This window comes from Cryobacterium algoritolerans, assembly GCF_004402785.1.
In the GTDB taxonomy this organism is placed as follows: Bacteria; Actinomycetota; Actinomycetes; order Actinomycetales; family Microbacteriaceae; genus Cryobacterium; species Cryobacterium algoritolerans.
On record NZ_SOFP01000032.1, the window covers coordinates 73,126 to 85,361 of the forward strand.

Genomic DNA, 12,236 nt, shown 5'->3' on the forward strand with positions numbered 1-12,236 from the left:
GGCCGCGGTCAGCGGCCGACCCGTCCGAACAGGGCTGCAATCGGGGCGATGACGAGCGGACGTGCCGCGAAGACGCCACCCGCGATGACGAGGAGCGAGACGGCGAAGATCCCAAGGCCAGTCCAGTTCACGACGTCCTGGCCGGCATACATGTGGTTCAGGTTGCGCAGCGCACCGGTGGCGAGAACCAGGGTGATGTGGAAGGCGATGAAGACCACGAAGTAGAGCATCACGGGGAAGTGCACCGCCCGGGCGACCTCGATCGGATAGATCTTGTTCGGCCTGGTGGCGCCCTTCGGCCACAGGCCCGACATGCGCACTCCGGTCGCGGCGGCCAGCGGCGCGGCGAGGAACACCGTGCCGAAGTAGGCCAGTTGTTGCAGGCCGTTGTAGTTGACCCAGCCGTTCTCGGTGGGCCAGTCCAGCGACACATATTGCAGGCCGGCCGAGATGGCGTTCGGGAACACGTCCCAGCTGGTGGGAACGATCCGTACCCATTGTCCGGTCGCGAACAGCAGCACCACGAAGACAACACCGTTCAGGAACCACAGCAGGTCCAGGGCCTGGTGGAACCAGATCGTCAGGCTGATTTTGCGTTTGGGGTTCCACTTGGGGGTCCAGAAGACCGTGGGTCGCTTCTCCGCGCGGGTCTGCAGACCAGACCGGATGATCAGCAAGATCAAGAACACGTTGAAGAAGTGCGCCCAACTCAACCACCAGGGGATGCCGACTGGTGCCCCGTCGGGCAGGCGAGACTCGCCCGGGTAGTCGGCGAGGAAGTCCTGCAGCGGCTCGGTGCCGAGAAGCCAGCGCACGAACAGCATCGCCAGCACCCCGAACACCAGAACCGCGGCGCCGGCAAGGACCCCGATGCCTGTCCACTGCCGGAGGGTGCGGCCGCGATAGCGACGGCGTTCCGGCGCGGGAGGTTGGGCGGGCCCGGGAAGCTGTGACGGCTCTGCTGACTGCGCGGGCCCGGGATCCTCGGCCTGCCCAGAACTCGCGGCCAGCCGCTCCGTCGGCTTCTCGACCGACGCGGCGGCCGTGGCCGCGGACGCCGACGCGGCGGCGGTGACCGAGGACGCGACCGTGGACGCGGTCTCGCTCCCCACCACTGTGGCGGAGTCATCGAGAGGGGCGACGGCGACGACCGAGGTGACAGCGTCGACCGCGATCACCGGCACCGCGCGCGGCGGCGGCCACGCGTCGCTGCCCACGGTTCGCGGCAGGCCGCGCCGTTGGAGGATCGCGTCGACGCCGAGCTCCGCTGCCTGCGCAGGGGGAACCGAAGCCGTGACCTCACCAGCGACCGGGCCCGTGGCGAGCCCGGTGGCCGCACCCGGAACCGAGCCCGTTGCGGAAACCACCGCCGGAGCCACCTGAGCCACGCCCCCTGCGAGACCGGTTGCGATGCCCGCAGCGCGCGCGGCGGCATCCGTCACCCGCGGCAACCCGCGACGGATGCCGTGGGTTGCCACGGAGGACGCCGGCGCCTGTGTCGGCGCCTGGGCCTGGGCCTGGGTCTGGGCCTGGGTCTGGGCCTGGGTCTGGGCCTGGGTCGTGCCCTGGGCCTGCGCTTGGGTCAGCGGCTGTGCCGGCGTCGCGAGCACGTCGGTGCCGGCATCGGCTTGGGCCGGAGAAGCCGGGCCAGCGGGCAGCGCGGCCCCTGCCCGCGGCGGCGGCCAGGGTGCTCCCGCCCCGCTGACCCGGGGCAACCCGCTGCGCCTGAGACCTGCCGGCGTACGGGACTCCATGATCTCTACCCCTTCTGCGCGGCCAGCGCCGAGATCAGCTGGGGTACCACGGTAAACAGATCGCCGACCACGCCGATGTCGGCGATCTCGAAGATGGGCGCTTCGGGGTCCTTGTTGATCGCGACGATCGTCTTTGCGGTCTGCATGCCTGCTCGATGCTGGATGGCCCCGGAGATGCCGAGCGCAATGTATAGCTGTGGGGAGACCGACACCCCGGTCTGCCCCACCTGGCACGAATGCGGCACGTAGCCGGAATCAACGGCCACCCGCGATGCTCCCACCGCCGCGCCGAGCACGTCGGCGAGCTGTTCGACCAGGGCGAAGTCCTCGGCGGAGCCGACCCCGCGGCCGCCTGCGACCACTCGGGCCGCGCCGCGCAGCTCCGGCCGCGACGAGGTCGACCCCGTTGGCGCGAAGGATTCGATGGTGGCGGCCGGCCGGTCGGCGGCGGGAACGTCGAGGGTGTCGATCGTTGGGGTCACAGCGGCGGCTCGGTCTTCGACCGCGCCGACGCGCACGGACACCACCGGGATCCCGAAGGTCACCGTCGAGACCACATCCCAGACACCACCGTAGACCGAGTGGTGGGCGATGATTCCTTCGGCGTCGCGGTCCACCCCGACGGCATCCACCGCGAGTGCGTTCCGGGTGCGCACGGCGAAGCGTCCGGCCACGTCGCGGCCGTCGATCGTGTTCGCGATCAGCACCGCGGCCGGGTTGACCTGCTCATACGCGGCGACGAGGGCGTCGACGAGCGGCGCGGTCAGAACGGTGAGCAGAGCGGATGCCTCGGCCACCAGCACCCGTTCGGCGCCCAGGGCGCCGGCCGCGACTGCGGCCGCCTGCCCGAGCCCCGCGGGTGCGACGACCAGGGCGACGGGCGTGCCGACGCGTTTGGCTGCGCCGAGCAACTCGGCGGCGCTCGTGGGGAGCGCACCGGACGGCAGGACCGGCAGAAGCACGAGAATGGGGTCACCGGAGTGTTCGGACATGTCACACCAATCTGTTCTGCAGGAGGTAGTCGGCGAGCTGAGTGCCCGCGTCACCGTCGTCGACGATCTTGATGCCCGCGCTGCGGGTCGGTTTCTCGGAGACCGCGATCATGATCGAGCGAGGCTGATCGGCATCCGCGTCGACGCCGAGTTCGGCGAGGCTCGCGGTGTCGATGGCCTTCTTCTTCGCCGCCATGATGCCCTTGAAGCCGGGAAAGCGAGCGTCAGGGAGCCGCTCGCTGATGGAGACGATGGCGGGCAGCTGGGCGGTGATGGTGATCACGCCCCCGTCGGTTTCACGCTCGCCGCGAATATCGGCGTCCGAGATCACGAGCCTGTCCAGGCTTGTCGCGTGTGCCACCCCGAGTCGCTCGGCCATCATGGCCGGAATCGCGCCGGCGTTGCCGTCGGTGGAGACGTCTCCGGCGATGACCAGATCGAAGCCGATGCGTTCAACGGCTTTCGCGAGCACCTCGGCCGTGAGGGTGAGATCGGCGCCCGACAGGCCCGCGTCGAGCACGTGGAAACCGCTGGTCGCGCCCATCGCCAGCGCTTTGCGCAGCGCGGACGGAACGGACGCCGGCCCGACCGACAGCACGACGACCTCGGTGCCCGGATTCGACTCGGCGAACGAGACGGCCGTCTCGGTGGCCCGCTCGCTGATCTCGTCGAGCACTCGGTCGTTGGCCTCGCGATCGACGAGTCCGGTCTCGAGGTTGAGCTTGCGTTCACTGTAGGTGTCGGGAACTTCCTTCACCAAAACGACGATCTTCATCTTCGAGCCTTCCGTCTATCAGGTCGATCTGTCTGGTTCATCTGTGGGGTGACCCGGTGAGGCGGCCGCTAGGCGGCCGGCACCGGGTCTGCGCCGAGGGCGTCCAGCACGGCCGCCGCGATCTGGGCATCCATCGGAGGCGGGCCCCCCGCGACACCGAGACCGCCGACGTGGATGCCGTCGAAACCGATGGGGACGCCACCGGCCACGCCGGTGAGCAGCCCGCCGGTTCCGTGCTCGAGAGGCACGGCCAGGGCGGCGGGCACCAGCGAGCTCGGGCGCCGGGTTGAGGCACCCGTGTTCGCCTTGCGCCGGCTGGTCTCCACGCTGTGCGGCGTCGTGCCGTCGGCGCGGCCGTAGGCCACGAGGCCCAAGCCGGGGTCGACCACCGTCGCGGCGACGTTCACGCCCACCTTCGCGCCCTCTTCGATCGCCAGGGCAATCGCGCGGGCTGCGGTCTCGTAGCCGATCGTGGGAATCGCCGTATAGGTCGGGGTCGTGGTGTTCGTGTGCGGCGGCATCAGCGTGCTGCGTGATGTTCGAGGACGGCCCCCGGGTTGAGAATGCCCTGCGGGTCGAGGGCGTTCTTAACGCGGTGGTTGAGTTCGAGCACGTCCGGGCCGAGGTACTCGGCCAACCAGGGGCGCTTGAGCCGGCCCACGCCGTGCTCGCCGGTGATCGTGCCGCCCAGCCGGATCGCGAGGTCCATCACCTCTCCGTAGGCGAGGTGCGCGCGCTCCTGCTGTGCCTCGTCGGTCGGGTCGAGCAGAATCAAGGGATGCGTATTGCCGTCGCCGGCGTGCGCGATGACCGCGATCGTTACCTCTCGGTTTGCGCTGATCTCCGCGATGCCGGTGACGAGATCGCCGAGGCGTGGCAGCGGGACGCCGACGTCTTCCAGGAGCAGCGCGCCGAGTTTCTCGACGGCCGGGATGGCCATCCGCCGGGCGACGATGAAGGCTTCGCCCTCGTCGGGGTCATCGGTGGAATAGCACTCGGTGGCGCCGAATTGCGTGCAGATGTCCTCGATCAGCCCGATCTCCACGGCGGCGTGCCCGGCGGGCTCGTCCGATTGGGCGATGAGCATCGCGGCGGCGCCGCGGTCCAGCCCCATCCGGGTCAGGTCCTCGACGGCGTTGATGGTGACGCCGTCCATGAGTTCGAGCATCGAGGGCCGCATCGAACGGGTGATGGCGAGCACGGCATCCGTTGCGCTGTCCAGAGTCGGGAAGCTGGCGACGAGCGTGGTCGGCGGGCGCTGCGCCGGAATCAGGCGCAGGAGCACCTCCGTAATGATGCCGAGGGTGCCCTCGCTGCCGACGAACAGCTTGGTGAGCGACAGTCCGGCGACGTCCTTGAGTCGCGGGCCTCCGAGCCGCACGACACGGCCGTCGGCGAGAACCATGGTCAGGCCGAGCACATAGTCGGTCGTGACGCCATACTTCACGCAGCACAGACCGCCGGCGTTGGTGGCGACGTTGCCGCCGATCGAGCAGATCTCATAAGAGGAGGGATCCGGCGGGTACCACAGCCCCGCAGCTGCGGCCGCGGCCTTGACCTCCGCGTTCAGCGCTCCGGGGCCGGCGACGGCGGTTCTCGTCACCGGGTCGATCTCGATGGTCTTCATCCGATCCAGGGAGAGCACGATGCCGCCGGCAACGGCGGTGCTTCCGCCGGACAGTCCGGAGCCGGCGCCGCGGGCGACGACGGGGGTTCCAGTCGCGGCGGCGAAGCGGATGACCGTCTGCACCTCCTCCGTGGAGGCGACCCGGATGACGGCCAGCGGCACGCCCGCGTTCGGATCGTTGGCTCGATCCCAGCGGTAGGCATTCATGCTGGTCGGATCAGTGATGACACTCCCCGGGGGCAGTGCGCTCACGAGGTCTTCGAGAGTCGTGAGGTGATCGAGAGTTTGCGCGTCGTTGCGAGTCATCTTGTGCGGTCCTTCCTGACCGGGATAGCAAGACGGTATCACGAAGGAGAGGTTAAATGAAATTCTTTTTCCAGATTGTGGAATTAGTTGAGGCTTGGCCGGAGCATTGACGCACTCAGAGATTCACCCTAGGGTTCCACATAACAAGAATGTTCTTCCACGATTCGGAAGAATTGGTTGGTGGGAAACGAAAGCGGGAAACGTGCAGAGGAAAATCGGAGTGATCGGTGCCGGCGCCGTCGGCACGACCACGGTCGGCGCGTTGCTGGGCTCTGGCCAGTTGGATGCCGAAATCGTGATCGTGAACCGCAACCACGGGAAAGCGGTAGGTCTGGCCGAGGACATGCAACATGCCGCCGCGCTGAGCTCGACCGCCAGGGTTTCGGCCGGGGGCTACGACCTGCTCGACGGGGCCGACCTCGTGATCGTGACGGCGGGCGTGAATGAGAAGAACGGCGGCGCGACAGATCGGATCGACCCGCGCGGCCGGCGTGTGCTCATCCCCGACAACGCGAAAGCCTATTCGAAGATCATCCCGGCGGTCGCCGCGGCCGCTCCGACCGCGACGATCCTGGTCGTCACCGATCCCCCGGACCCGCTGGCCGACCTGGCCAGGGTGCTGGCGCCCGGGCAGCCCGTTCTGTCGACCGGAACCGTCATCGACTCGTTGCGGTTCCGGGCTCAGATCGCTCGTGCGCTCGGCGTGCAGGCGCGGGACGTGAGCGCCTACGTGATCGGAGAGCACGGCACCTCGAACGTCTACCTCTGGTCGACCGCGACCGTGGGCGGCGCACGGGTGCTCGATCTGCTCGCCCGCCGCGGCGACGACGTCGAGGAGCAGAAGACGCGCATCCGGAAGGCGGTGACCTACGGCAACATCTCGATCATCGAGGGCATCGGTGCCAGCCAGCACGGTATAGGCGCCGTCGTGGCCCGGATCACGGAGGCGATCCTCCGAGATGAGCGCGCGGTTCTTCCCGTAGCGTCGTACCTGCCGGAGTACGGCACCACCATCGCGCTGCCCTCGATTGTCGGCGCGCGCGGTGTCATCGACACGATTCTCCCCACACTCACGGACGAGGAGCGCGACGGTCTCGCCGACAGCGCGCAGATTCTGCGCGACGCCGGGCAGTTCGCTCTCGCCTCCGCCTGAGCCCGCGGCATCCGGTCGGCCCTCGCGGCGCAGTTTCGAGAACACGGCGGGTGGCGCACGGCGCGCCACGTTCCCACAGGCGCGCCACGACGTACCACCCGAGTGACGCTCGGCTTCGGCGGGCGGATGCGCCGGGCCGGGCACGCTGGTCGGACTCCACCTTGGCCGCGGCACTGCCTCGGCACCCGGTCGGCCGTCGCGGCGCAGGGCCAGGCGCCTTCGAGGGTGCCTTCATCCTGAGCCGGGCACGGTTAGACGATATGAGGGTGTCCGGCTCTTGAGGCTGGGGCCTCCGTTCAGATATACGTGGCCGCCTGGCACAAAGCCCAGCTCCCGTACGGTGCGGCGCGTAGCGCGGACAGTCGCGCAACCGGGCTTCCCCCTCGCGCGATAGTGAACTCTTCGCCGCGCTCGACGCGCGCCAATAACTCGGAGAGCCGCGTCTTCGCATCCTGAACATTTACTTGTTCGCTCATCTTGACCACGTGTAGTTGACCAACCGAGCGATGGGTACGACACAAAGGTTATTGAAGGTCATCGCGGGGGTGCCCAGAATCAGCTCTCCGCGATGCCCAGCTGCGCGAGAAGGCGCGGGAAGTCCGTGAGCAGGGCATTCCAGACGATCTGATAGTCCGTGTTCGCGTAGTCGTGGGCGAGATAGGACCGCATCGCGCGCAATTCCGCCCAGGCCACCTTCGGGTGCTCGTCACGGTACGCATCCGGCAAGCGTTCGACGGCGGTCTGCAGGTCGATCGCGATCGCCTTGGCCGCGAGTTGCTGGGTGCGATCCGTCCGATCGAAGAAGACCTCCCTGCCGCGAGCGGTGATGAGGCGTGCGTGTCGCACCAGGTCACGGATGTCCGCCAGCAGCGCATCCGTTCGGTCGAATTCGTGGGTCACCGGGTGTCACTCACAGCGGCACGGCTTCGGCGACGGCGCGGTCACGACTGCTGCCCTCTGCCCGATCGCTCATCACGTCGACAGGCACGCCGAGGAGGTGCAGAAGGTCAAGCACCAGGCCCGCTGCATCGAGGCCTCGGACGCGAAGGTGACGACGAGGTCGACGTCGCTGCCGACGGCATCCTCGCCCCGGGCAATGCTGCCGAAGACCCGCACGTTGCCGGCGCGGCGACGTCCGGCCAGTTCGAGCACGCGCTCGCGGTCGCGACGCAGCACGACCGAGGGCCGCTCGATGGTCGCGGCCAGGATACGAGCGAGGGTCTCCGGTCGGGGCTGCACCTGCCCGGCCACGTAGGCGGAGAGATTGGGTTGCGGCACACCGCACGTGCGGCGAGCTGGCTCTGCGACAAGCCGGCCCGTGCGCGCGCCTCGAGGATGCGGTTTGACGTGCTCATGCGGAGATCATAGCCCGCGGCTATACAGCGGTGCGGGTTCCAGTACGGCGGCGGCGACTGCCGTGTTGTCGGGAACTATCATCTGAGCCGACTCTTACTCGCGGGTAGTCGGCGGGGTTAGTGCGGCTCGGACTCAATCGTGTTGGGGACTCGATTCGACCGGGAAGCGGCAGCCCATCTCCTCGGAGCCCGGTCAATGCGACGCACCTGCTCAAGAGCATCGCCCAGAACGGCGCAGGAACCGCGCCGGAACAGCAGCTGGCCGAGTAAACATCCTCTTCACCGGCAGCACCGCTTGGTCGGTTGGAGCCTGGTGCACCACGCTTGGCGTGGGGCAATCCAGCTCTGAAGGGTCGAACTCTGACGGCGGGCTGGGATTCTGATGCCCCAGCGCGCCTACGCGAACCTCGGTCAGTTCTCGATCGCCAGTGCCGCGCAAGCCAGCAGCGTCGCCCCAGCTGACCCAACCCCACCCGGATACGACCTGCCCTGCAGCAGTGTGCCCGAACCGGCCCAGTCGAGCACATTGGCGGTATCACTCGCCGCATAGACTGCTGCGCCGTTTCCGTAGCGACCGCGCCCCTCGAAGCGCCACCCCACCATAGCGCTCAGCAGATCCAGCGAATCCCGCACCACCCGTGACGTCCCCGCCTCACCGGCCGCGACCAGCATCAGGAGCAGCAGGGCGACGTCGTGACCGTGCGTGCTCCGCTCCAGCGGCAGCCGCTCGGCCAGGTAGTTCCACAGGCCGAGCGGCGACTCCCGCAACTGGGCACCGCGCTTGGTCGGAACCAGCACACCGCGGTACTTCCGCACCAGGCCGAGAACCGTCACCACCTCCCGCAGGGCCAGCAGCGGCTGCGTCTGCGCTTCGCGATTGGCCTCGCCGAACCATTGCCGCTCCGGGTCGAGCTCGGCCATCAGAGCGCTGACGGCCTTGGGCGGCAGATACCCGGCCCCGGTCAGACGGATGCCGTCGCCGACCTGTCGCAGGAACGCGCGGATCACCACGGTCGCCTTCTCGGCCTCCACCTCACCGATCTCAACCGGTTCGCTCACCCGTGCGGCGACCAGGTAGCCGGCTAGGTGGCGCTGCGCCTCCTCCCCGACCCCGGCGATAAGGGTGGCGAGTGGCGAGGAATCGCGGCCGTGAACGCGCAGCCAGTCCAGCGCCTTCTCGGCGCCCATTGCGCGGTGAAGCCCCCGGTTGATCGCGTCGAGGTCGATCTCGTCGCTGAAGTTCCACAGGTCCAATGCGGCGATTTCGCCGATCTCCTCCCGGTACGCGGGGTGGCCGGGGGTTGTGGCCACGGCGATCAGACGGTCGTAATTGTGAATACCGCCGACGTCTTCCGGCGGCCCCAGGCGCGCGCCGTCGAGGCAGCGCACGGCCGCCTCACTCGGGTCGGGCGTCTGGCCGGGCACGGCAGTCTCGGGCGACTCGACCGGCGCCACGGCCTCGAGTGTGAGCGTGTGCTCCCAGTCGTCGCCGAAATCGTAGACGTAACGCAACGTGTCGCCCGCTTTCGCGAGGAACTGGTCGAGGCGCAGTTCGCTCTCGAGCGTGCCCTCGTCGCCTTCCTCCATGTCAAACGGGGTGAGAATGCCCTCGAATTCGTGCCCGTGCGGGTCGGCGGATGGGGCGAACTGGTGCAGGTGGCTGTTTGTCCAGCCGAACGCGGCCTGCAGCACGGCGTGCAGCCGATCGAGGGTCAGGCTCGACGGAAGGGACAGCCGTCGCCAGATCGGCGGGGTGGAGTCGACGAGGTCCACGCGGATGCGAAATTGCACCGGCGGCTCGGGCAGAGTCAGCAGTGGAAGCGACTTCTTGCGGCGCAAGCGGCGCGCGTCGGCGGCATCCGTCCTCCCGCGCAGGGCCTGGTTCGGCTCGAGGTCGGCGGCCCTAGCGAGGAAGCGTTGCCTGGCCACCTCGAGGTCGATCACGGTGTCGGACTCGGCTGCCGACGGCTCGGCCTTGGGGTACTCAATCATCCGACACAGTGTAGCGACCGCAGTCCGGGCTCACCTGGCCGCTGCGGCACACCGCAATGACCGGCGCGGACGCCTCCGTGGACACCCCCGCGTCGGCGGCACCTATGACGCCTTGGCACGGTTACATCACCGGGCGCACGCTCGCCCTCGACCTCGGGCGGCGGATCGTGCAGAGCTGGCGCACAACGGAGTTCGCCGACGATGACCCGGACTCCGAGATCGAGGTGCTGTTCGAGGCCGTCGACGAGGGCACGTGCGTGACGATTCTGCTTAGCCATGTGCCGGCCGGGCAGCGCTGGTATGAGGAGAGCGGCTGGGGAGACAGCTACTTCGTGCCGATGCGGGAGTACTTCACGGCGTTACGGCATCGCACCCGAGGCGGCCGTTCAGGCAGCGAAGTCGGCAATCTGGATCGAGGATCTGGACGACGACTCACCAGCCCGCCAGCTCCGATTGGGAAAGCACATGTTCGCTAATGTTCGACCATGAGTGATGACGTCCGAAACGCACTGTCCGCCCTGTCGAACATCTCGGAGCATTGGCAGCCGCACCGGCTGGCCAGCATCAACGATTACGACCTGAAGGTCGTAAAGCTTCAGGGTGAGTTTGTGTGGCACACGCATCCTGACACCGACGAACTGTTTCTCGTTCTCAGTGGCGAGCTGACGATTCAGCTTCGCGACCGCGACGTTATCCTTGGGCCGAACGACGTCTTCGTGGTTCCCAAGGGGGTCGAGCACTGCCCGAAAGCGGCTGCTGAAGTGCAGGCGATCCTCTTCGAGCCTCAAGGGACGGTCAACACCGGCCACGTCGGGGGCAGCATGACCTCAAACCTTCGCGAGCTCGGCTAACCAAACAACGGCCAATAAAATCGGCGCGTGCCCGTGGTGTGGATCGTCATACGGACCGTTTGTAGCCTCGGATGGCTGCCCGTGCCCGGTGACGTCGGCGGTGGTCGGTCTCGGGGGCTGTCCCCTCGCCCAGATCCCACACCAGCACTCAGCGGGACGTGACCCATGCCAAGGATGCCGGCGAGGCGTTGCCGAGGGCACGCGCGTCACCGTTCGGCACAGCAACGTGCCTGCCGGCCAACGTGGTTACGAAGAGGGCGGCGGGGAAGACAGCTACCTCGTGCCGTTGCGGGAATACCTCGCTGCGCTGTAGACGCGCTGGGGCCGGGCGCGGCCCAAAATGGGGGTCGCCGGGAATCGTCGGATCGGGCTGGGCGGTGCGAGTCTGGAGTCCCACGTTCTCGGCCTGCGCGTGCGGAGGGCAACCCCCGCGTGCGGGCAACACCGGGCGAGCCGAAGGAAGTCCGTGACCGTCCCCGCATCCCCCTCTGATTCCGGCACGTCTCAGCGCCCGGCCGTGACGAAGCGCGCCCGGGCGGCGATTGTCATCGCGGCGGTTCTCGTCGCTGGGGTGTTTGGTGCGTCGGCCCTCGCTGCCGTCCCTGGGCCGCAATCGGATGCTGCGGGCGGGCCGACGGCATCCGCGACCGTAGCAACGGCGTCACCGTCATTGACATTGACATTGGCATCGACGTCGGCATTGACGTCTGGCTCCGAACCCGCCGCAGCGCCCGCAACCGTGCGTCGGCCTGCTGCGGCGGTCGCCGGCTCCAGCGCGACCGAGGCCACCGCTCTGACACTGCTCGCGACCCTCCCGGTGAAGGGGAAGGCGCCCAAGACCGGCTACAACCGCACCGGCGACTTCGGCACCGCGTGGCTCGACGTGGACCGGAACGGGTGCGACACCCGCAACGACATCCTCGCCCGGGACCTCACCGCGATCGTGCGCGCCGGGCGCTGCAAGGTGCTGCGCGGCACCCTGGCCGAGCCCTACACCGGCAGGACCGTCGCCTTCGTGCGCGGCAACACCACCTCCTCCCTCGTGCAGATCGACCACCTCGTGCCGCTCGCCAACGCCTGGCAGACCGGCGCGCAGCAGCTCACGCAGGCGCAGCGGGTGTCGCTGGCCAACGATCCGCTGAACCTGCTCGCGGCGGACGGCCGGGCCAACGCGCAGAAGAGCGACGGCGACGCGGCCACCTGGCTGCCCGCGGTCAAGGCGTTCCGGTGCACGTATGTCGCCCGGCAGATCTCGGTGAAGGTGACCTACCGGCTCTGGGTGGCCCCGGCGGAGCAGGATGCGATGGCGCGCGTGCTGTCGTCGTGTCCGGAGCAGCGCGGCATGGCCTCGGCCCTCGCGCCAGGGGCCGGGGCAGGCGCGCCGGGGTCTGGGCCTGCCCCGGCTCCCGCACCGGCGGCGCCCGCTCCCGC

General features: G+C 68.6%; 13 protein-coding genes. 4 read left to right on the top strand and 9 right to left on the bottom strand.

The annotated features are described in order from the left end of the window. Positions 1–8: 8 nt before the first annotated feature. The 5 genes from E3O19_RS06435 to E3O19_RS06455 all read right to left on the bottom strand — a co-directional run bounded on the left by E3O19_RS06435 (position 9) and on the right by E3O19_RS06455 (position 5,454). The gene (locus E3O19_RS06435; protein WP_134566292.1) at positions 9–1,754 is read right to left on the bottom strand and encodes a cytochrome b/b6 domain-containing protein; all 1,746 of its coding nucleotides are present in this window, start codon (positions 1,752–1,754) and stop codon (positions 9–11) included. Positions 1,755–1,759: 5 nt separating this feature from the next. After that, positions 1,760–2,746 carry an electron transfer flavoprotein subunit alpha/FixB family protein gene (locus E3O19_RS06440; protein ID WP_134566294.1) on the bottom strand — a complete coding sequence of 329 codons (987 nt, stop codon included), beginning with the start codon at positions 2,744–2,746 and terminating at the stop codon, positions 1,760–1,762. Position 2,747: 1 nt separating this feature from the next. After that, positions 2,748–3,521 (bottom strand): electron transfer flavoprotein subunit beta/FixA family protein, encoded by a 774-nt coding sequence (locus tag E3O19_RS06445; RefSeq protein WP_134566296.1) that lies wholly within the window; start codon positions 3,519–3,521, stop codon positions 2,748–2,750. A 68-nt stretch (positions 3,522–3,589) separates the two neighbouring features. Further along, entirely contained in the window at positions 3,590–4,042 is a 453-nt protein-coding gene (locus tag E3O19_RS06450) for a GlcG/HbpS family heme-binding protein (RefSeq protein WP_134566298.1), read from the bottom strand. After that, entirely contained in the window at positions 4,042–5,454 is a 1,413-nt protein-coding gene (locus E3O19_RS06455; RefSeq protein WP_134566300.1) for an FAD-binding oxidoreductase, read from the bottom strand. The genes E3O19_RS06450 and E3O19_RS06455 overlap by 1 nt, the downstream gene beginning before the upstream one ends. Before the next feature lie 202 nt (positions 5,455–5,656). Here E3O19_RS06455 and E3O19_RS06460 point away from each other — a divergent pair, with 202 nt between their 5' ends. Further along, positions 5,657–6,607 carry a lactate/malate family dehydrogenase gene (locus E3O19_RS06460; RefSeq protein WP_134566302.1) on the top strand — a complete coding sequence of 317 codons (951 nt, stop codon included), beginning with the start codon at positions 5,657–5,659 and terminating at the stop codon, positions 6,605–6,607. A 296-nt stretch (positions 6,608–6,903) separates the two neighbouring features. On the opposite strand, the gene E3O19_RS06465 is transcribed toward E3O19_RS06460, so the two are convergent. The 4 genes from E3O19_RS06465 to E3O19_RS06480 all read right to left on the bottom strand — a co-directional run bounded on the left by E3O19_RS06465 (position 6,904) and on the right by E3O19_RS06480 (position 9,954). Further along, positions 6,904–7,083, bottom strand: a complete 180-nt coding sequence (locus tag E3O19_RS06465; RefSeq protein WP_134566304.1) for a type II toxin-antitoxin system Phd/YefM family antitoxin — start codon at positions 7,081–7,083, stop codon at positions 6,904–6,906. A gap of 79 nt (positions 7,084–7,162) precedes the next feature. Beyond that, positions 7,163–7,507, bottom strand: coding sequence for a HepT-like ribonuclease domain-containing protein (locus E3O19_RS06470; RefSeq protein ID WP_134566306.1), 345 nt, complete (start codon positions 7,505–7,507; stop codon positions 7,163–7,165). A gap of 72 nt (positions 7,508–7,579) precedes the next feature. Then, entirely contained in the window at positions 7,580–7,885 is a 306-nt protein-coding gene (locus E3O19_RS18075; protein ID WP_241981237.1) for a nucleotidyltransferase family protein, read from the bottom strand. A 488-nt stretch (positions 7,886–8,373) separates the two neighbouring features. After that, positions 8,374–9,954 (bottom strand): plasmid pRiA4b ORF-3 family protein, encoded by a 1,581-nt coding sequence (locus tag E3O19_RS06480; protein WP_134566307.1) that lies wholly within the window; start codon positions 9,952–9,954, stop codon positions 8,374–8,376. A gap of 104 nt (positions 9,955–10,058) precedes the next feature. Here E3O19_RS06480 and E3O19_RS06485 point away from each other — a divergent pair, with 104 nt between their 5' ends. The 3 genes from E3O19_RS06485 to E3O19_RS06495 all read left to right on the top strand — a co-directional run. Then, entirely contained in the window at positions 10,059–10,430 is a 372-nt protein-coding gene (locus tag E3O19_RS06485) for an SRPBCC domain-containing protein (protein ID WP_166804502.1), read from the top strand. A 9-nt stretch (positions 10,431–10,439) separates the two neighbouring features. Then, entirely contained in the window at positions 10,440–10,805 is a 366-nt protein-coding gene (locus tag E3O19_RS06490) for a cupin domain-containing protein (protein ID WP_134566311.1), read from the top strand. A 700-nt stretch (positions 10,806–11,505) separates the two neighbouring features. Then, positions 11,506–12,236, top strand: a 731-nt coding sequence (locus tag E3O19_RS06495; RefSeq protein WP_241981238.1) for an HNH endonuclease family protein, incomplete at its 3' end; no start/stop codon positions are given.